This window comes from Flavobacterium sp. W20_MBD1_R3 (assembly GCF_052119725.1).
Lineage (GTDB): Bacteria > Bacteroidota > Bacteroidia > Flavobacteriales > Flavobacteriaceae > Flavobacterium.
The window spans coordinates 155,526-175,105 of sequence record NZ_JBGQOR010000002.1; the positions used below are offsets into that span (position 1 = coordinate 155,526).

Below are 19,580 nucleotides of genomic sequence, written 5' to 3' on the forward strand. Positions count from 1 at the left end.
AAAATGAATTTACTAGAAAAAATCGACGCAACTAACTTACCGAAACATTTAGCTATCATTATGGATGGCAATGGTCGTTGGGCCAAACAAAAAGGCTTACTGCGTGCTTTAGGTCATGAAAGCGGGACAAAATCAGTAAAAAAAATAATTGAAGCTAGTGCCAAATTAGGAATCGATTTTCTCACCTTATATGCCTTTTCTACCGAAAACTGGAACAGACCTAAACTAGAGGTAGAAACCTTAATGAGAGTACTTATCAACTCTTTGAAAAAAGAATTGAAAACCCTGCAGGAAAATAATATCAAATTGAATGCCATAGGCAATTTAGATAAATTGCCGAAATCAGCACAAAAAGAACTTCTCGACGTAATCAATAAAACTAAAGACAATACGCAAATGACACTAACACTTGCGTTAAGCTATAGTTCTCGCGAGGAAATTGTAAGTGCTGTAAAAAATATTTGCAGTAAAGTTAAAAATAATATAATTTCAATAGACACTATTGACGATTCCATTATTAATGAGCATCTTTACACGCAAAATTTACCAGATGTAGATCTAGTAATACGAACCAGTGGGGAGCATCGAATAAGCAACTTTTTGTTGTGGCAGATAGCGTATGCTGAATTATATTTTACTGATATATTGTGGCCAGACTTTAAAGAACAAGATTTATATGAGGCTATCATTAGTTATCAAAAAAGAGAACGTAGATTTGGAAAAACAAGTGAACAAATTAAATAAATATTTAGTGTTAAATAAAAGCATAAAAATAGCCCTTACCGTTTTAATTTTTGGAAGTTTTACACAAGTTAAAGCTCAAGAAAGAGTTCCTTTTGATCAAGGAAAAAAATACATCTTAGGAGATGTAGCAGTTGTTGGCGATATCACTTTCAACACGCAAACTGTAGTGACTTTCGCTGGTCTGCAAAAAGGACAACCAATAACTATTCCCGGAGAACAAATAAGCAGTGCGATCAAAAAACTGGGAAAATTGGGTTTATTTGACGAAATCTCTTTTTATATCAATAGAATAGAAAACGACAGTATTTATCTTGATTTAAGAATAGTCGAATTACCCAAATTAAGTGATGTCAAATTTGTAGGTGTCAAAAAATCAAAAATAGATGGTTTAATTAAAGATAATAGCCTTAATAAAGGTAAAGTAGTCAACGAAAACTTAATTACAACCACCAAAAACTATATTGAAAATAAATACAAGAAAGATGGTTATTACAACACCAAGGTAAACATAAATACCGTCAAGGACACTGCAACGATAAATCAGGTTAATATGATTGTCAATGTAGATAAAGGAAGCAAGGTTAAAATACAAAAAATTGATTTTGTAGGAAACAAGGAAATATCCGATAAAGCATTGCGCAAAGCGATGAAGGATACGAAACAAAAAAATTTCCTACGTGTTTTAAAGGCATCTAAATTCATAAAAGCCAAATACAAATCGGATTTAGAAAACGTCATCGCTTCCTACAAAGAAAAAGGATACCGAGATGCCAGAATAATTTCGGATTCTGTTACCTATAATAAGGACAAAGAAGCCTTAATGATTAAAATAAATGTTGAAGAAGGAAATAAATACTTTTTTGGTGACATAAAGTTTTTAGGAAATACAGTATACACAGATCAAGGTCTTAGCCGAATTTTAGGAGTAAAAAAAGGCGAAACATATAACGGAGTACTTCTAGAAAAAAGAATCGCTGATAAATCAAAACCAGATGGCGAAGACATTACTAATTTATACCAAAACAATGGTTATTTATTTTCTAATATCAATGCCGTTGAAGTAAGAACTGCGAATGACACGATTGACTTTGAAATCAGAATCACAGAGGGGCCAATTGCTTATTTTAATAAAATTACAGTTGTAGGAAATGACAAAACGAATGACCGTGTTATTTACCGTGAATTAAGAACAAAACCAGGAGAAAAATACAGTAAAGAAGAACTAGTACGAACCATCAGAGAAATTGGTCAATTAGGATTTTTTGATCCGGAAACCATCGATCCAAAGTTCAAGAATGTCGATTCAGGAGCCGGAACTGTGGATATTGAATACAATCTGACAGAAAAAGGATCCAGTCAAATCGAACTTCAAGGAGGTTACGGTGGCGGTGGTTTCATTGGTACATTAGGACTTTCTTTTAATAACTTTTCAGCCAGAAACTTACTTAACAAAGACGCGTATAAACCGCTTCCCATGGGAGATGGTCAAAAAGTATCCTTACGTTTACAAGCCAGTACCTTTTTTCAAACGTACAGCGTCTCGTTTTCTGAGCCTTGGTTTGGAGGTAAAAAACCTGTATCCTTCAGTACATCCTTATCATATAGCAAACAATTTTTAAATAATTTTATAACACAAAGAGCTGATAGAAGTAAGAGTTTTAATATCATCACACTATCTGTTGGTTTATCAAAAAGATTAACGGTGCCGGATGACAACACCTATTTATCTCAATCCGTAAGTTACCAACATTACGATTTAAATAATTACAATACTGGATTATTTACTTTTGGAGACGGGTCATCTAGAAATTTAGCTTACACGATAGGATTAACCCATACTAACAAAGGATTCAATCCTATATTTCCAACGTATGGTTCTGAATTTAGTTTAACTGCAAAATTCACACCTCCATACTCATTACTAAATGGGATCGACTATGCTACACTGGGCGATAAAGAAGAATTCAAATTAAAAAACACAGTAGACCGACAAAATGTTCCAGATGCCAATGGGAATATTGTTCAAATTGGAGATTACATTGACACTAACGGAAACAAGGTGACTGATTTTAATCTAGCGGCAACAAATATTAGTAAAGTAGATCAGGAGCGTTTTAAATGGTTAGAATATTATAAAATAAAATTCAAAGCAGACTGGTACACTAAAATTTATGGCAAATTAGTGCTTAGAACATTAACTGAATTTGGTTTTCTTGGGGCATACAATCAAGATAGAGGTTCCGTTCCGTTTGAACGATTTTATCTTGGTGGTGACGGACTGGCTAACTTTTCTATGGATGGTAGAGAAACCATTCAGCTAAGAGGATATCCTAATAACTCTTTGACACCTGTAAATAGCACAGGAGATCAAATTGGAGCTACGGTTTTTAACAAATTCTCCATGGAGCTGCGTTATCCGATAACATTAAAATCATCCGCATCAATTTATGCCTTGGCATTCATGGAAGCAGGTTCTTCTTTTAGCGATTTCAAGAGCTATAATCCTTTTGCTTTAAGTCGTTCCGCAGGGGTTGGATTACGCGTGTTCATGCCAGCATTTGGTTTGTTAGGAATTGATTTCGGACATGGATTTGATGCATTACCGGGCCAAGCGAAAGCTAACGGTTGGGAAACCCATTTTATCATTGGACAACAATTCTAAAAAAATTGATTTAAGATTTTCTAATAAGGTAACACATGAGAAAACAATTTTTATATCTATTTTTAATTTTAGCAGTTGCACATACGATACATGCGCAAACTAGAGGGACTAAATTGGGCTATATTGATATGGAATACATTTTACAAAATGTTCCAAATTATACCGAAGCACAAGTTCAATTAGAGCAAAAAACTCAAAAATGGAAACTAGAAATTGAAACTAAAAAAATTGAAATCAATAAACTGAAAGATGCATTAAAAGCAGAAAAAGCTTTATTGACTAAAGAACTTATTAGTGAAAGAGAAACAGAAATTAGTTTTCTTGAAAATGAAAATTTAGAGTATCAGCAAAAAAGATTTGGACCTAACGGCGATTTGATTAACCAAAAGTCTATTCTGGTAAAGCCTATTCAAGATCAAATTTTTACTGCTGTTCAAGATATTGCTGAAACGCAAAAATATGACTTCATATTTGACAAAGCCTCGGACCTAACCATGTTATTTGCTGCGAAAAGATTTGATGTCAGCGAGCAAGTGTTGCGTGTTTTAAACCGAGTAGAAAAAAGAGAACAACTGACCAAAAAACAACTGCAAATTGAAGAGGCCAGAGAAAAAAAGGAAGACGCGCTAGATTCAAATCCTGCTTTAGCTGAAAGACAAAAAATTTTAGATGAAAGAAAAGCAGCCAGAGATAAAGTAATAGAAGATAGGAAAGTGCTTCAAGAGCAAAGGAAAAAAGAATTTGATGATAAAAGAAAACAAATTATAGCTGACAGAGCAGCTAAAAAAAATGGCACGGTTTCTGCAAATGCTACAGCAAATGATACTACAACAACACAATCCGTACAAGATCTAAACAAAGACTTAGCGAAAGAAGCTGTTGAAGTAGCAAAACAAAAACAAGCTGATGCCAGAGCAAAAACTTTAGAAGAACGTAGAAAAGTCATTGAAGACCGCAAAAAAGTTTTAGAAGAAAGAAGAAAAAAAATACTAGAAGATCGAGAAGCTCTTAAAAAAGCGAGAGAAGAAAAATTAAAAGAAAATACAAACAATAATTAATTACTAAATATTTTAAAAACGATGAAACAAATCAAAACTCTATTAATTGCTGCTCTTTTTATATTAGGAGCGAATCAAACAATGAATGCACAAACTAAAACAGCTCATGTTGATGTTAGTGAAATTATGACAAAAATGCCTGCAATGTTAGATGCTCAAAAACAATTAGATAAATTGAGTACAACGTATGACACAGAATACAAAAAAATGGTAGATGAATACCAAGGGAAATTAAAAAAATACGAGGCAGAAGCAGCAACAGTTACTGAAGTTATCAACACAGAACGTTCAAAAGAAGTTCAGGACATGCAAAAAAGAATTGTTGATTACAGAGACAATGCTCAAAAAGAATTGCAACAAAAAGAATCTGATATCGTAAAACCATTAATGGAAAAAGTGAGAGCTTCTATCCAAAAAGTAGGTAAAGCAAAAGGATACCAATATGTCTTAGATGGCTCTACTCTTTTACTTGCTGATGGTCCAAACTTGACTATGGATGTAAAAAAAGATTTAGGTTTCTAAAAGAACCAAATTTCTTAAAAAAAACTGCTCCCCTTTTATTAGGCTGGAGCAGTTTTTTGTTTAACCCAAATCATAGGAATTTTAAATCGTAGCATGTAACTTTGTTTATATGAAAAGTAACAATCAACCTATAGGAATATTTGATTCAGGGATAGGCGGAACCTCTATTTGGAAAGAGATCCACGCACTACTTCCAAAAGAGAAAACCATATACCTTGCAGATAGCAAAAATGCTCCTTATGGACAAAAAACAAAGGAAGAAATTATTGCCTTGAGTATTAAAAACATAGAGTTTCTACTTAAAATGAATTGCAAATTAATTGTTGTTGCCTGCAATACTGCCACCACAAATGCCATTCAAGAGCTACGTGCTAAATACGACATTCCATTTATAGGAATAGAACCCGCAATAAAACCGGCGGTAACGAATTCAAAAACACAAATTATAGGAATCCTAGCAACGCAAGGCACATTAAACAGCGAGCTCTTTCATATAAATGCTGCAAAATACAAAGACGTAAAAATAATTGAACAAGTAGGACATGGATTGGTTCAATTGATTGAAAATGGGGCTATCAACTCACCTGAAATGACCCACCTGCTCCACTCTTATCTAGATCCAATGATACAGGCCAATATTGATTATTTAGTGCTAGGATGCAGTCATTTTCCATATCTGATTCCGCAGATCAAAAAGATATTACCAGCGCACATTCAAATTATAGATTCCGGGGAAGCTGTTGCCAAACAAACACAAAACATATTACGAGAAAAGGTAGGTTTTTCCGAAGCGGAGGACAATCAGCCGATTTTTTATACCAATACAAATCCAAAAGTTTTAAAGGAATTTTTAGGAGTTGAATTTATGGTTGAAGAAAAAGAATTCTAAAATAGTCACCTCTATTCTTCCTCTTTAAACCAACTGGAATACATGACGTAATTATTAGAAATACGATCGATTTCGCCTGCAAAATTAGATTGATCAATCTCTTTTAATTTTTTGGCTGGAACACCAGCCCAAATTGTCCCTGAGTTTACAACTGTGTTTTGAGTAACAACAGCTCCAGCGGCAACTATCGAGTTACTTTCAACAACACAGTTATCCATCACAATTGCCCCCATACCTATAAGCACATTATCATGAATTGTGCAGCCGTGAATTATTGCATTATGACCAATAGACACGTTATTACCAATAATCGTAGCGTGTTTTTTGTATGTACAATGTATGATCGCGCCATCCTGAACATTGACTTTGTTTCCAATTTTAATAAAATTAACATCACCTCTAATAACAGCATTGAACCAAACGCTACAATTAGCGCCAAAAGAGACATCTCCAACAATTGTCGCATTTTCAGCAACGTAACAATCCTCGGGAATTAACGGTGATTTACCGTTTACAGATTTAATAAGCATAAAAAAAATAATTAGTTAATTGCGGGACAATCACAATCGTATTTAACAGGCTTGCAGAAAAGATCAATTCCAAGTGTAATTTGGTGGTATCCTCCATTATCAAATTTCACTGCTCCAGTCAACTGAGAATAAGTGTAAGCCACCATAAATTGATCAAAATTTACACCCACTATTGGTGTGATATATTGTAATTTTTGTTTGGCAACTGTATTGCCATCCAAGTATTCAGCTCCATCAAAACTTCTTCGATAAGACAATCCACCCCACACTTTTCCGAAATCTAAATTCTTGTAGGCCTTCAAATTAATATCTATTGATTTCTCTTTGGTTTTATCCACCATTTGAAACAAAACAGATGGTTCCCATAATATTTTATCTGAATCACCAAAAACATAACCGGCGCTGAACAGGTATTTCCTTAAATTATCACTTTCATATTCTGTATAAATTTCTCTACGTGTTTCAATTGCATTTTTTACGGTTGCATGCGCATAAAAATCTAAAAAGTTATAGGAAGCCCCTATATCAACATTGAAGTAGGAATCTTTTTGAACTACGGTCCCATCAATAATTGGATCAAAATCACCTGATTGAAGAAATTCAGTTTCATCTAATTGACTCTGTATCAAACCACCACTAATCCCGAAAGACAATTGATTTAAATCAAGTTCATCTCGAGAAAACATAAGGTGATACGCATAAGTCAGTTTTATACCTTTTTGAGAATGGTATCCGTTTTTATCATTGAATAGAATAACCCCAGCACCAGCTTTTTCGCCCACTTTACCGTTAAAGCTTATGGTTTGCAATTCGGGAGCATCATTTTGACTAAACCATTGCTTGCGACCCGTTAACCTAATTTTGGCACAATTTGCAGCTCCAGCCATTGAAGGATGAATCAAATAATAATTATCTGAGAGGTAATCTGAATACACTGGAATTCCTTCCTGTGAAAAGGAATTATGACAGATAAAAAAAAGAATGGCTAGAAATCTAATTTTATAATACATTTAAATACTTTTTAGTAAAATGAATACAATCCAAAAACAATATAAATTTATAAAAAAAAGGCACAAGCCAAGTCAAATAAGTAAATTAAAGTTAATTTATTCATTAAAAAATCAAATATAGTTATTCGTACAAAATAACTTTAGTAAATTTGTAAAAAACTGAAAAGTCATGAGCAAAATCACCATAAAAGAGACACAAAACCCAACGATATTAAAGTTTGAATTTCAAGATTTCATCACAGAAAATGAAAGTTTTGAATTTAAGAATATAGATGAAGCCAAAACATCTCCATTAGCACAACAATTGTTCTACCTTCCTTTCGTGAAAACGATTTATATATCAGGAAATTTCATTGCTATTGAAAAATATAATATTGTAGAATGGGATGATGTCAAAGATGCGGTAGCAGAACAAATAGAAAAATTTGTTGCAGACGGCGGAACAATAATCACCATTGAAGAAAACAAGTCTAAGAAACAACCGGTAACTGTTTACGGAGAGACCACACCCAATCCATCAGCTTTGAAGTTTGTAGTAAGCAAAATGCTAACAAAAAATGCTATCGAATTCAAAAACATTGATCAAACAGGAGCTTCTCCATTGGCAAAGGAGCTATTCAAATTTCCGTATGTAAAAGAAATTTTTATTGATGAAAATTACATTTCTGTAACTAAATATGAAATCAATGAATGGCAGGAAATAACACTGGAATTAAGAAGTTTTATCAAACAATACATAGAAAATGGAGGAACAGTCTTAGATGAAAATTTCATCGCCACGGTAGCTGCAGAAGAAAAAACAAAGGTAAAGGAATTTGATACGCTGGATATCACATCACAACAAATCATCAATATATTAGAAGAATATGTAAAACCTGCAGTGCAAGCTGATGGCGGAAATATAGCTTTTGAGTCGTACAATGAAACTGATAAAACCGTGAAAGTGGTTTTACAAGGTGCTTGTAGTGGTTGCCCATCATCAACATTTACACTAAAAAGTGGTATTGAAAATATGCTAAAAAGCATGCTAAATGATGAAAGCATCAAAGTAGAAGCTATAAACGCTTAATCTCAAAACAATGATTTTCAATTGTTTAAGTTTAAAAAAGACACGTTTTAAGAATGAAATTTTAAAATAATGTGGTATATTTAATACTTAACTTAACACCTAGAAATCATGTCAACATTAAAAGTAATTGAAATACTGTGCAGTTCAGAAATAAGTTGGGAAGATGCCACGAGAAAAGGAGTAGCTAAAGCTTCTCAATCTATCAAGCACATCCGCTCCGTTTACGTTCATGAGCAAAGTGCCAAAGTCAGTGATGGCTCCATAACAGAATTTCGAGTAAATCTCAAATTAACATTCGAACTCGAGTAAAGAAGGAGTGTAATAGAATTAAGGCGTTTCACTAGAAACGCTTTTTTTTTGGAGCTATTTCCCGTTATTCGTTGCAATCTTTTCCTTTTAAAGAAAAAAGGAAAAGGATTTCCACTACTACCAGGGCTAAAAACAATTTTCAAGAATAAATGACCTTTAAATCCATCTTTAATCGTATTAAAACACGCAACCACATTAAAAAACTTCAAATTCAAAATAATGACAACCACCAAACAAAAGAAAAGCACGTCATTGTACACTAATTCCGGCATCTATTATTGGTTTGCAAAGCAGTGTATCGCTTTTCAATAAACGACAAAAGCAGTAATTGCGAAACTAATGACATCATAATTTAAATATCAATCCTGCAATAGCAACAGCTACATCTATTGAGCAATTCCGTAATAATTACTGCTGCAAAGAAATTTACAGAAAAACTAAAAACCTGTTCATTTTAACAGCACTCGTCATCAAACATTCTCCAATTTGATAAATTTAGTCTTGAATTAGTTAATTTAAATCTTAGAATTAGTAGATTTAAAATCACTGACTGCAGCTTCTTGCAACAAAATAAAAAAGATAGTTTTCATTATTTGGTTCTGACTAAAACACCAAAACTAGTAAAATTTCTATTTTAGATTCTAGCTTTCCTCATCAAGAAAGCTGGCTAACTAGTTACTAAATAAAGTTTTTTTATTGTAAAATAATGATTATCAACAAATTATTAATGATTTATTAAAGCGATCTTAGAAAAAAATGAGTATTATTGTGAGACAAATCAAATAAAACACCATGGGACTAGTATCATTTTTTAAAAAATTATTTGGCTCAGCCAAAGAAACTACCAGTGAATTAGCGGCCAAAGCAGAAACTGGTTTTGAACAAGCCAAAGAAACTGCTGCACCGTATCTGGAAAAAGCAGAAACTTTTGCAACGGAAACTTTTGAAAAAGCCAAAGAAAGCACCACACCTTACCTTGAAAAAGCAGAGATTTTAGCCGAAGACACTTTTGAAAAAGCCAAAGAAACAGCTGAACCAATTATAGAGAAAGTGGAGAATATTGCTGGCCAGACTAAAGAAGCAGTACAAAACTACTCCTCAAAAGCAGGAGATGCTCTGGGGAACTTAATGGACAGTATAAAAGAAAAGAAGGACGAAATGGCAGACAAAACAACAGATTTAGCACTTGAAAAAAAAATAATTCCTGCTACAATTGTTGAAACCGTAAAAGAAAAAGCTGATACAACTACTGACAAAACTAATGATTTAGTGAATCAAGCAAAAACAACCGTGTCTGAAGTTGTTGACGTAATGCAAGATAAGATGGATGTTCCGCATGAGAAAATAAAAGACACAGCTAGCGAAGTTGTTGAAACACTAAAATATAAAACGGACGTCACGGCTGCCAAAATAGAAAACACAGCCTCCGAGGTAAAGGACACAGCTGCTGAAATTATTGAAACACTGAAAGATAAAACCGAGGAAACTGCTGAAAAATTAGAAGAAACGGCAAATGAACTAAAAGCAAACTCTTCTGAGATGATAGACATTGATCAGAAACAAGTAGGTTCCTTTGAAGATAATAACGAAGAAATTCAAAAAATTGCAAAAGAAAACCTAAATAAAATAGAAGAAGACGCCGATTAATTTATTAAAAAATAAATTATTTGTATTTTAGCCATTCTAACGTAACCTTCTCCTTATGAGAAGGTTTTTTATTATAAAAAATGATTTTAGATCCAGATCAACTTTCGAGTTATGCCAACACTTTTCTAAAAGTATTACTTGATTATTCTCCAAAATTAATTTCTGCTTTTGTCATACTATTTACAGGACTTTACATCATCCGCCTGATCAATAGATTTATCAGAAGAATAATGGTAAAAAGGAATTTAGACCCTACATTGACAAAATTCTTGGCAGACATCTTACTTTGGGTCTTGCGAATCATCTTGTTTGTATCATTCATCTCAAAATTAGGAATTGAAACCTCTTCTTTTGTGGCTATTCTTGGTGCAATGGGACTCGCCGTTGGCCTATCGCTACAAGGATCACTCTCTAATTTTGCAGGCGGCATGCTGATTATTCTCTTTAAACCATTCAAAGTTGGCCATACGATAGAAGCACAAGGAGTTATTGGAACTGTTAACGAAATACAAATATTTGTAACAAAATTAATTACTGCCAACAATCAAACTATTTTTATACCCAACGGATCTTTATCAAATGGAAATATCATTAATTATTCTTTAGAAATGATCCGAAGAGCTGATTTGACAATTGCTATTTCTTATGATACTGATATTAAAAAAGCCCGAGAAATGATCACGGCCGTTTTAAAGAGTAATCCAAAAGTCCTCACAACACCAGCTGCTGAAGTATCAGTAAAAAACCTCACAGATAGCGCCATACAACTAGCAGTCAGACCTTGGGCTAAAAACGAAGATTTTTGGGGCGTTTATGCCGACACATTAGAAAACTGCAAACAAGCCTTTGATTCTGCCGGAATTGTTATCCAACCGTATGTAAAAGAATCGTCAAAAAAGAATAATGATGGTACTGAAAAATAAGAACAAAGAAATTAAGGTTCTATAAAGCAGCCTTCAATCTCTTTCTCAAAAAGGAGTATCACAAGGAGAGATCTAAACATTATAAGTGCTCATTCCAACAAGTTAATTTTACAAAATAGCTACTAAAAAAGTTAAGCTAGTTTTTTTGGGGTAGTGATCATAAAATCTTTAAGATAATAAGGCTCAAAATAAGCGACATCAACAGTATCGCTTGTTTTGAGCTTATGGTAACTTAGCATACTCATTTCCTTTGCAGAAGGATATTTGACATGCTCTAAGAAATTGTGGTTTTTTTTAGTCAAAACCGACTTGCATTTTTCGGCACAATCCCCAACAAAATAGACTGTTTCTTGTACTTCCTCAAATGAATTTTCCGTTATAATTTCGGCACAAACTTCTCGTTTTTTTTCTAAATTGGGATTAAAAACAGCACTATACACTTCCATTCTTCGGGCATCAATCATTGGAATAATCAATCCGCTAGAAACCGTTACTTGTGAGGCCAAAACTTGTAACGTATCAATAGCAATCAAAGGAATATCTAGTGCATAACAAAGGCCTTTTGCTGCCGAAACTCCAATTCGCAAACCGGTATAAGAACCTGGTCCTTGGCTTACGGCAATAGCGGATAAATCCTGAAGTGTAATTCCAGCTTCTTTGATAATTTCCTCAATAAAAACGTGCAGTCGTTCCGCATGCGAATATCCTTCTTCTGCTATTTCTTTGCAGAGAATCGTTTGCCCCTCTTTTGCAAGAGCAACTGAACAGTTTTTAGTGGCGGTTTCAATGTTGAGAATGTAAGACAAGGCGTTTAAGGTTTTATGGTTCCAAGTTTCTTTTGAAACCTTTACATTTATTTTATTTTTAAATGATTCACTTTATGTTAGTAATCATCCTTCACAATTTTATTTTTTCTTCTTTTCTTTGTCTGTCTTCAGCATCACCTTATCTCCTGAATTCAATTCCTTAGCAACGGTAGAGTAAGGCCCTGTAATAACTACATCTCCTTTTTTAAGACCAGTCAAAACTTCTATATTAGCATCATCTTGAATACCGGTTTTGATCACTCTAATCTTTGCTTTATCACCTACTTTTACAAATACACATTCGTATTTCTTATCACTTCTGGGTGCAGCCTCTTTTTGTTCTTCGCTAGGATCTGCCACTTTTATCTCTTTTACTGCGGCCGTATCTGATTTTATAACAACAGCACTAATAGGCACTGTCAGTATATTGGTTTTTGTATCGGTAATAATATCAACTGTTGCTGTCATTCCCGGTCTGAAAGGAGAGTACGTTTCTGGCTTTCCTTCTAATAAATCTTCATAGGATTCTTTCAAGATTCTTACTTTCACTTTGAAATTAGTCACCTGATCGGCTGTCAAAGCTGAACTGGCCGAATTAGAAATACTGGTTACAATCCCTTTGAACTGCTTCTTCAAATAGGCATCTACCTCCACATTTGCTTCATCTCCCACTTTAATTTTTACAATATCATTTTCATTGACATCAACTTCCACTTCCATATTATTTAAGTTTGCTACTCTCAATATCTCCGTTCCTGTCATTTGTTGCGTACCTAAAACGCGCTCACCCAGCTCAACGTTGAGCACTGAAATGGTTCCATCAGCGGGTGCATAAATAGTAGTACGCCCTAGATTATCTTTGGCCTCGTTTACAGTTGCCGAAGCACTTTGAACATTAAAATAAGCGGTCTGCTTTGATGCTTTAGCAACTTCATAGGAAGCAACTGCCTTATCCCAATCTGATTTTGAAATAATGCCTTTCTCAAATAATGTTTTGTTCCTGTCATAATTTGATTTGGATTCTCTAAAAGAAGCATCTGCCTGACTCAATGCCGCTTTTGTACCTGACAAATTAGAAACCGAACGATTGTATCCTGAAGTGTACAAATCAGGATTTATCTTGACCAATAAATCTCCTTTCTTAACCGCTTGTCCTTCTTTTACATTCAAAGAGATAATTTCCCCTGAAACCTCTGATGAAATTTTAACTTCAATTTCTGGTTGAATTTTCCCTGTAGCAGATACCGTTTCAATTATAGTTGAAGGACTAACTTGGGCTATTTCAACTTCTGTTCCTTGGTCTTTATTACCAATAATTCCAGCTTTAGAAAGTGTTACTAACAATACAATAACTGCTACCGAAACACCTAATATGATATAAATTGTTTTTTTTGACATAATAAATTAGTATTTGATAAGTGGAATTCCAAAATAGAATTCTAATATTTTGATTTTAAAAATATAATCGTATTTGGTTCTGATAATTTCTGATTGGGCATTTGTCAGTAAAGTTTGCGATTGGTTAAAATCGAATGAATTCATTAAGCCCACATCATACTTTTCCTTGGCATAATCATAAGCACCTTGTCGTGCTTCAAGCGCTACAACTGCGGATTCGTAAGCATTGAGTGCGCCTTTAGCATCTGTAAACGCAGTAAAAACATTTCGCTGCAAATCTAAATCTTGTTGCTCAACAGCAATCTTGAATCGTTCTAAATTTACTTTAGAACGCTCAACATTATTTCTTGCAGAAAATCCATTAAAAATAGGAACTGAAAGCTGTATTCCAAAAGACTGTCCTTTGTTATCACTAAATTGATCAAAAAACGGCGGAGGATTCCCTAATACCGGAGAGAAATTATTGCTCAAAACATTTTGATTAGTACCTTCTACAAAACCAACGGTCGAAGTAGGGTTTAAAGTATTTGGAATAACACCAATAATTCTGTCGCTATAGGCAACTCTTGAGTTAAAGTTATAAAACCCTCTTAAAGTAGGTTGAAAAGCTCCTTTCGCAATTTCAAGATCTTTTTGTGCAATTTCTAGATTTGTTTTGGCAATTTTCAATTCTGTTCTACCCTCTAAAGCTTTATCATAGATCGCATTAGGTGTTTGTGCCATGATATTATTTTCATCTCTAATATCAGTATCGTCCACTACATCAAAATTTTCAAAATCGTTTAATTGTAATAACTGGGATAAACTTAATTTAGAAATTAATAATGCATTATCTGCGGCAATAACATTTTGATTGTTCAATGCTACGGTAGCTTTGATATCCAATAAATCTCCACGAGGAATGGAGCCCGCTTTAACTAATTCTTCAGATCGTGTATATTGTTTTTCATTGATTGCCAATTGTTGCTTTTGGACTTTTAAATTCTCTTTGTTAAAAAGAACCTGTAAAAAAGCATTGGCAACATTCAGTGCAATATCCTCCTGCATTTTGAGTAATTGGTATTTAGCGGCTACAATTGAAAGATTAGCTCTTCGAAGTGCATTTTGATTTTGCAACCCCTTATAAATATCAACTCCAACATTAGCTCCAGCCGATGTAAACTGCGTCGTTTGGTTCTGCAAAAGTCCTGTTGTAATATCCTGATTCAAACCAATATTCCAGGAATGTGATGCATTTGCATTCAAGGAAGGCAGAAAATTTCCAATGGCTCCTTTTTTATCAATTAGAGCTGTTTTACTATCTAATTCAGATTGCTTGATGGAAATATTGTTTTGAATGGCATACGTCACGCACTCCTCAAGTGTCCATTTTTTGGATTGAGCCTGCATAGACAAACTAAACAGTGTGATAAAAACGAAACTGATATAACTATTTTTTTTCATATAATTAGGATGAAAGTGTAACAAAGGTACTACACATATTTAACTTTTTTTAAAAAACTGCTTTTCTTTTTAGGTACAAATTTACGGCTTCACCTCTTCACTCTGTAAGCCTTGATTCCAAACTTTAATCTTATCCGAGATTTTAATACCACTTTTAATCTCAACATATATGCCATCGCTGACACCCAGAACTATATCTTTTCTAGTAAATTTTTGGGTTCCTGTTTCAACTTCTACAAAAGGTTTTTGTGTTTTCTTGTCAAATTGAATCAGAGACTCTTTCAACGCCAGAACTTTATCTGCTTTTTCAAGAATTATTGAAGCATTTGCACTCAAACCAGCACGGATAAAAGTGTTGTCATCATTGTCCAAAGATGCTTTAATCTCGAATTGAATGGCTCCATTTTCGGTTTTACCTTTTGGCGCAATATATTGCAATATTGCATCAAATTTTTTATTTTCTATAGCTCCAATTGTAATTTCGATAGGCAATTTTTCTTTTATTTTACCCACTTCTGATTCGTCAATTTTACCTACAAAAATCATTCGCCCTACATCTGCGACACTTGCAATTGTTGTTCCTTCATTAAAGTTATTACTTTCAATGACCTGATTCCCTACTTTTACTGGAACATCCAGCACCATTCCGTTGACAGTTGACCGAATCAAAGTGTTGGCATAATTACCAAGTCCTGCAGTAGTTCCCGTTTTTACAATATCATACCCTTGCTTTGCTGCACTGTAATTTTGTTTTGCTTGCTTGTAGGCTAATTGTGCTGCATCAAAATCATTAGCTGAAATAACGCCTTTATCAAATAATGTTTTTTGTCTTAAAAATACTTTTTCCTGATTAGCCAATGCAATTTTACTTGTTTGCACTTGATTCTGGGAATTGCTTAAGTTAGAAACATTAGCAACAACCTTGATTTTAGCAATTAGATCACCGGCTTTGATATTTTCTCCTGCTTTGATATAAACAGTTTCTATAATTCCAGAAATATTTGGCTTGATCAGGACCTCTTCATCGGGAACAATATTACCTGTTGCGATAGTGTTTTTTACAATTGTTTTCACCTCTGCCTTATCGGTCTCAAAGACTATAGGAGATTCTTGATTTTTCGCATACAAATAATATAAAGCACCAAAAAAAACTAGTGCAATAGTAATTAAAATGGTTACTGTTAATCCTTTTTTCATGTTTATTAATATTTAATCGATTATTTATTTTTGATTGTTCTTTATTCAGTTCTCAAAGCGTCAACAGGTTTTACGTTTATGGCTGTTTGTGCTGGAATTAATCCTGCTACTAAACCAGAACCAATTAGGATCAATAGCGCAATAAAAACGACGGTCAAGTCTACGCTAGGATTAGCAAACATCATCCCTTCACTAGGCATCGAATCTAAAACTACATTAACAATAGCCAATAATCCTGTTGCCAATGCAATTCCAAACATTCCTGCAATAATAGTCAAGAAAATAGCTTCAGATAAAATTTGCGACCTGATAGCCCCCGGCGTTGCTCCCAATGCTCGTCGGATTCCTATTTCTTTCGTTCTTTCCTTTACAACAATCAGCATGATATTCGAAATACCAATAACTCCCGAAAGCAAAACAAGTGTACCTACAAAGTAAGCGATGAATCTTAAAATTAAAAACAACCCTTGTACTTTACTGAATTCTTGAAACAGGTCAAAATTTCCAATTGCCCGATCATCGTCTGGATTTATGGAGTGTCTGGATTTCATAAAATTTAATATTCCCGGTTTTAATTCGGTGATAGAAGCACCGTCCATAGCGGTAAGCGCCATCCATCCTACTACATCACCATAATTAAACGCTTGTTGAAAAGTGGTAAAAGGCATAAAGATGTTTTTTTGAGCAGATTCAGCATCACCATTATTCCTAGATTTTGAGTTATAAACACCCACTACCATAAAATTTACCCCGTTAACCTTGATATAAGTTCCTATAACTTCCTCTGCTTTTTCATACATTTCGCTTATCACGCCTTGGCCAATTACCGCAACTTTACGTTTCAAAAGAATATCTTGCTGGTTTACAAAACGTCCTTTTATAATGTCCATTGATTCTTGCTTTATCAGCTCTGGATAATCCCCATAAATAGTATAGGCAGCTGTTTTTGTACCTCTTACAACATTATTTGCTCCTTCATACCCTCCCAACTGGTTGCGCGGTGAGACATATAATAAATCCGGAAAGTTCTCTTTTAAAGCAGCTACATCGCTATTTTTAAAATTAAATTGGCGCGTTGCAGGCAAACCTTTATAGGGTTTTGAAGTCGTTTGAGACCACATGAACATCGTATTTGTTGCAATACCATCAAACCCTTTTTTAACGCCATTTTCCAATCCATTTCCTGCGGCAAGTAATATTACCAAAATAAATATTCCCCAAAAAACACCAAACGCAGTAAGAATCGTCCTGAAGGTATTGGCTGTCAAAGCCTCTAAAATTTCGTCCCATTTATCTCTGTCAAACATAGTTATTCGTCTCTAAGTGCTACAATTGGTTTTATTTTTGCGGCTCTGTATGCAGGAAAAAATCCAGCTAAAGCACCGGCTATCACTAGCAAGATTAAAGTGGTCAATGCAATACTGAAATCAACTTCCGGATTTAGAAAATAATCGCTGGTCACGCGCGGCCCAACTAATTCCAGCAATAACAAACTTGACAAAAGACCTATAAATCCGGCTATAGTAGTAATAAAAATAGACTCATGCAAAATCATTCCAATGATAGAAACCGGAGAGGCGCCAAGTGCTTTTCTAATTCCAATTTCTTTAGTTCTTTCCTTGACTATAATCAGCATAATATTACTTACCCCTACGACTCCCGCTATTATTGTGCAAATACCAACCCACCAAAAAAACAGTCGAATATAGAGATTCAAATCATAAAACTGTTTAGCGTTTTTAACAGAATTATTTATTCCTATCGCACTTTCATCATCCGGTGCAATGGTGTTTTTATTCCTCAATAATTGTCCTAATTCTTCGGTAAATTTTGTGGACTGCGCCAAAGCTTCCTCATAAGTATCTTTTTTAGTTAAGGTAAAATCTAAATTACTGATTTTATCTCCTACTCCAAAGGCTTTTTGAGTGGTGGTTAATGGCAAATAAACTCGAGATTCCTCTCTTTCTCCGGCAGGATCCGTAAAAACCCCCACTACTTTGAAGGTAATTGTATTAATAACAATTTGTTCGCCAATAGGATTTTTATCTTTAAACAAATCTAGCTTCACTTTTTGACCAATAACGGTTACTTTTTCGCTATTAAGTAAGTCATTATCATTAATAAATCGACCTTGAATAACGGTTGCATTCTCAACAGCAAGATAATCTGGATACACACCTATGTATCTGTAGTTCCCCGTTTCTTTACCGTAAACCATGACGCCGCTCCAAAAAATATAATTTGCCGATTTTGTCGTTAGTTGGTCTCCAAATTTTTGAACAGAAATATCAAAATCACTATTTCTAAATTGAATTTGTCTACCAGGATTTAGTCCTTTAAATTCTTTTGTGGTGGTTCCAGTCCAAACTGAAATTAAACCATCTGCATCCCGTTCAAACTGTTTTTCGATCCCATTTTGAAGTCCTTTGCCAACTCCTAGAAGAATCACCAAGATGAAAATTCCAGAAGCCACGGAAATTCCCGTGAGAAATGTTCTCAGTTTATTTTTGGCTATAGCCTCAAAAATTTCTTGCCAGCGTTCAATATTAAACATAAGCAGATGCTCTTACTTGTTCCACTAGTTTATCGTCAATGATCAAACCGTCTTTTAAAACCACATTCCGTTTACACATAGCGGCGATATCCGGTTCGTGTGTCACTATCAAAATGGTTTTTCCTTCATCGTTAATCCCTTGAATTAATTCCATAACTTCATATGAGGTTTTAGTGTCCAAAGCTCCGGTAGGTTCATCAGCAAGCAAAACTTTTGGATTAGACGCCAGTGCTCTGGCAATAGCAACCCGTTGTTTTTGTCCGCCTGACAGTTCACTTGGCAAATGATGCGAATGCGAAGCGAGACCCACTTTTTCTAAAAAACTCATCGCAATTTCATTTCGTTCCTTTCTTTTGATCCCTTGATAATACAAAGGCAAAGCCACATTATCTAAAGCACTTTTATAATTGATTAAATTAAATGATTGGAATACAAAACCAAGAAATTGATTTCGGTATTTAGAAGCAATAGTTTCATTCAAATTTTTTATCGGAACGGCATCCAGATTATAATTCCCTGAATCAGCCTCGTCAAGAATTCCGAGTATGTTTAATAACGTTGATTTTCCAGAACCAGATGAACCCATAATAGCCACGAGCTCCCCTTCTTTAATATTAAAATTAATTCCTTTTAAAACATGCAGTTCCGAACTTCCTATTTTATAAGATTTATGCAGGTTCTTAATTTCAATCATGATCTGGTAATTTTATAAAAAAACATTTATTAATATCTAAAGTAATCTTGTAAGCAAATCAGGAGTTTTTCTAGAAAGCTTTAAATCATAAGACTTCGTTGATGAGAAAATGTTACACTTTAATA

General features: G+C 34.2%; 18 protein-coding genes. 9 read left to right on the plus strand and 9 right to left on the minus strand.

Features of this window, described 5'->3' with window-relative positions; genetic code table 11:
• The first annotated feature begins 3 nt into the window (after positions 1 to 3).
• The 5 genes from ACEN2F_RS03805 (at position 4) to murI (ending at position 5,875) form a co-directional block, all read left to right on the plus strand.
• Positions 4 to 744, plus strand: coding sequence for an isoprenyl transferase (locus ACEN2F_RS03805; RefSeq protein WP_441736272.1), 741 nt, complete (start codon positions 4 to 6; stop codon positions 742 to 744).
• The gene (locus ACEN2F_RS03810) at positions 677 to 3,406 is read left to right on the plus strand and encodes a BamA/OMP85 family outer membrane protein (RefSeq protein WP_441736275.1); all 2,730 of its coding nucleotides are present in this window, start codon (positions 677 to 679) and stop codon (positions 3,404 to 3,406) included. The genes ACEN2F_RS03805 and ACEN2F_RS03810 overlap by 68 nt, the downstream gene beginning before the upstream one ends.
• 35 nt (positions 3,407 to 3,441) lie before the next feature.
• Positions 3,442 to 4,464 carry an OmpH family outer membrane protein gene (locus ACEN2F_RS03815; protein ID WP_441736278.1) on the plus strand — a complete coding sequence of 341 codons (1,023 nt, stop codon included), beginning with the start codon at positions 3,442 to 3,444 and terminating at the stop codon, positions 4,462 to 4,464.
• Positions 4,465 to 4,485: 21 nt separating this feature from the next.
• On the plus strand, positions 4,486 to 4,986 hold the full coding sequence (locus ACEN2F_RS03820; protein WP_441736280.1) for an OmpH family outer membrane protein: 501 nt from the start codon (positions 4,486 to 4,488) through the stop codon (positions 4,984 to 4,986).
• A gap of 109 nt (positions 4,987 to 5,095) precedes the next feature.
• Complete coding sequence (gene murI / locus ACEN2F_RS03825) at positions 5,096 to 5,875, plus strand: glutamate racemase (RefSeq protein WP_441736282.1); 780 nt, start codon at positions 5,096 to 5,098, stop codon at positions 5,873 to 5,875.
• 11 nt (positions 5,876 to 5,886) lie between these two features.
• On the opposite strand, the gene ACEN2F_RS03830 is transcribed toward murI, so the two are convergent.
• The gene (locus ACEN2F_RS03830) at positions 5,887 to 6,405 is read right to left on the minus strand and encodes a gamma carbonic anhydrase family protein (protein ID WP_441736284.1); all 519 of its coding nucleotides are present in this window, start codon (positions 6,403 to 6,405) and stop codon (positions 5,887 to 5,889) included.
• An 11-nt stretch (positions 6,406 to 6,416) separates the two neighbouring features.
• Positions 6,417 to 7,415 (minus strand): PorP/SprF family type IX secretion system membrane protein, encoded by a 999-nt coding sequence (locus ACEN2F_RS03835; protein ID WP_441736286.1) that lies wholly within the window; start codon positions 7,413 to 7,415, stop codon positions 6,417 to 6,419.
• A gap of 169 nt (positions 7,416 to 7,584) precedes the next feature.
• Here ACEN2F_RS03835 and ACEN2F_RS03840 point away from each other — a divergent pair, with 169 nt between their 5' ends.
• From ACEN2F_RS03840 to ACEN2F_RS03855, 4 genes are all read left to right on the plus strand, one after another.
• Positions 7,585 to 8,484, plus strand: a complete 900-nt coding sequence (locus ACEN2F_RS03840; RefSeq protein WP_441736288.1) for a NifU family protein — start codon at positions 7,585 to 7,587, stop codon at positions 8,482 to 8,484.
• A gap of 108 nt (positions 8,485 to 8,592) precedes the next feature.
• Positions 8,593 to 8,793 carry a dodecin family protein gene (locus ACEN2F_RS03845; protein ID WP_441736291.1) on the plus strand — a complete coding sequence of 67 codons (201 nt, stop codon included), beginning with the start codon at positions 8,593 to 8,595 and terminating at the stop codon, positions 8,791 to 8,793.
• Between the two features lie 792 nt (positions 8,794 to 9,585).
• Positions 9,586 to 10,440, plus strand: coding sequence for a hypothetical protein (locus ACEN2F_RS03850; protein ID WP_441736293.1), 855 nt, complete (start codon positions 9,586 to 9,588; stop codon positions 10,438 to 10,440).
• An 80-nt stretch (positions 10,441 to 10,520) separates the two neighbouring features.
• The gene (locus ACEN2F_RS03855; RefSeq protein ID WP_441736296.1) at positions 10,521 to 11,363 is read left to right on the plus strand and encodes a mechanosensitive ion channel family protein; all 843 of its coding nucleotides are present in this window, start codon (positions 10,521 to 10,523) and stop codon (positions 11,361 to 11,363) included.
• 131 nt (positions 11,364 to 11,494) lie between these two features.
• On the opposite strand, the gene tsaB is transcribed toward ACEN2F_RS03855, so the two are convergent.
• The 7 genes from tsaB to ACEN2F_RS03890 form a co-directional block, all read right to left on the minus strand.
• Positions 11,495 to 12,169, minus strand: a complete 675-nt coding sequence (gene tsaB, locus ACEN2F_RS03860; RefSeq protein ID WP_441736299.1) for a tRNA (adenosine(37)-N6)-threonylcarbamoyltransferase complex dimerization subunit type 1 TsaB — start codon at positions 12,167 to 12,169, stop codon at positions 11,495 to 11,497.
• A 99-nt stretch (positions 12,170 to 12,268) separates the two neighbouring features.
• Complete coding sequence (locus ACEN2F_RS03865; RefSeq protein ID WP_441736302.1) at positions 12,269 to 13,567, minus strand: efflux RND transporter periplasmic adaptor subunit; 1,299 nt, start codon at positions 13,565 to 13,567, stop codon at positions 12,269 to 12,271.
• 6 nt (positions 13,568 to 13,573) lie between these two features.
• Positions 13,574 to 15,010: a TolC family protein gene (locus ACEN2F_RS03870; RefSeq protein WP_441736305.1), complete on the minus strand. Its 1,437-nt coding sequence runs from the start codon at positions 15,008 to 15,010 to the stop codon at positions 13,574 to 13,576.
• Positions 15,011 to 15,091: 81 nt separating this feature from the next.
• Entirely contained in the window at positions 15,092 to 16,207 is a 1,116-nt protein-coding gene (locus ACEN2F_RS03875; RefSeq protein ID WP_441736308.1) for an efflux RND transporter periplasmic adaptor subunit, read from the minus strand.
• Positions 16,208 to 16,248: 41 nt separating this feature from the next.
• The gene (locus tag ACEN2F_RS03880; RefSeq protein WP_441736311.1) at positions 16,249 to 17,514 is read right to left on the minus strand and encodes an ABC transporter permease; all 1,266 of its coding nucleotides are present in this window, start codon (positions 17,512 to 17,514) and stop codon (positions 16,249 to 16,251) included.
• A gap of 2 nt (positions 17,515 to 17,516) precedes the next feature.
• The gene (locus tag ACEN2F_RS03885) at positions 17,517 to 18,761 is read right to left on the minus strand and encodes an ABC transporter permease (RefSeq protein ID WP_441736313.1); all 1,245 of its coding nucleotides are present in this window, start codon (positions 18,759 to 18,761) and stop codon (positions 17,517 to 17,519) included.
• Positions 18,754 to 19,455 carry an ABC transporter ATP-binding protein gene (locus ACEN2F_RS03890; protein WP_441736316.1) on the minus strand — a complete coding sequence of 234 codons (702 nt, stop codon included), beginning with the start codon at positions 19,453 to 19,455 and terminating at the stop codon, positions 18,754 to 18,756. The genes ACEN2F_RS03885 and ACEN2F_RS03890 overlap by 8 nt, the downstream gene beginning before the upstream one ends.
• Positions 19,456 to 19,580 lie beyond the last annotated feature (125 nt).

Coding starts and splice junctions, on each gene's coding strand:
- ACEN2F_RS03875 (WP_441736308.1), bottom strand. CDS start 16,207: ATGAAAAAAGGATTAACAGTAACCATTTTAATTACTATTGCACTAGTT.
- ACEN2F_RS03870 (WP_441736305.1), bottom strand. CDS start 15,010: ATGAAAAAAAATAGTTATATCAGTTTCGTTTTTATCACACTGTTTAGT.
- ACEN2F_RS03865 (WP_441736302.1), bottom strand. CDS start 13,567: ATGTCAAAAAAAACAATTTATATCATATTAGGTGTTTCGGTAGCAGTT.
- murI (WP_441736282.1), top strand. CDS start 5,096: ATGAAAAGTAACAATCAACCTATAGGAATATTTGATTCAGGGATAGGC.
- ACEN2F_RS03850 (WP_441736293.1), top strand. CDS start 9,586: ATGGGACTAGTATCATTTTTTAAAAAATTATTTGGCTCAGCCAAAGAA.
- ACEN2F_RS03845 (WP_441736291.1), top strand. CDS start 8,593: ATGTCAACATTAAAAGTAATTGAAATACTGTGCAGTTCAGAAATAAGT.
- ACEN2F_RS03855 (WP_441736296.1), top strand. CDS start 10,521: ATGATTTTAGATCCAGATCAACTTTCGAGTTATGCCAACACTTTTCTA.
- ACEN2F_RS03885 (WP_441736313.1), bottom strand. CDS start 18,761: ATGTTTAATATTGAACGCTGGCAAGAAATTTTTGAGGCTATAGCCAAA.
- ACEN2F_RS03890 (WP_441736316.1), bottom strand. CDS start 19,455: ATGATTGAAATTAAGAACCTGCATAAATCTTATAAAATAGGAAGTTCG.
- ACEN2F_RS03805 (WP_441736272.1), top strand. CDS start 4: ATGAATTTACTAGAAAAAATCGACGCAACTAACTTACCGAAACATTTA.
- ACEN2F_RS03820 (WP_441736280.1), top strand. CDS start 4,486: ATGAAACAAATCAAAACTCTATTAATTGCTGCTCTTTTTATATTAGGA.
- ACEN2F_RS03835 (WP_441736286.1), bottom strand. CDS start 7,415: ATGTATTATAAAATTAGATTTCTAGCCATTCTTTTTTTTATCTGTCAT.
- ACEN2F_RS03815 (WP_441736278.1), top strand. CDS start 3,442: ATGAGAAAACAATTTTTATATCTATTTTTAATTTTAGCAGTTGCACAT.
- ACEN2F_RS03830 (WP_441736284.1), bottom strand. CDS start 6,405: ATGCTTATTAAATCTGTAAACGGTAAATCACCGTTAATTCCCGAGGAT.
- ACEN2F_RS03840 (WP_441736288.1), top strand. CDS start 7,585: ATGAGCAAAATCACCATAAAAGAGACACAAAACCCAACGATATTAAAG.
- ACEN2F_RS03810 (WP_441736275.1), top strand. CDS start 677: ATGAGGCTATCATTAGTTATCAAAAAAGAGAACGTAGATTTGGAAAAA.
- ACEN2F_RS03880 (WP_441736311.1), bottom strand. CDS start 17,514: ATGTTTGACAGAGATAAATGGGACGAAATTTTAGAGGCTTTGACAGCC.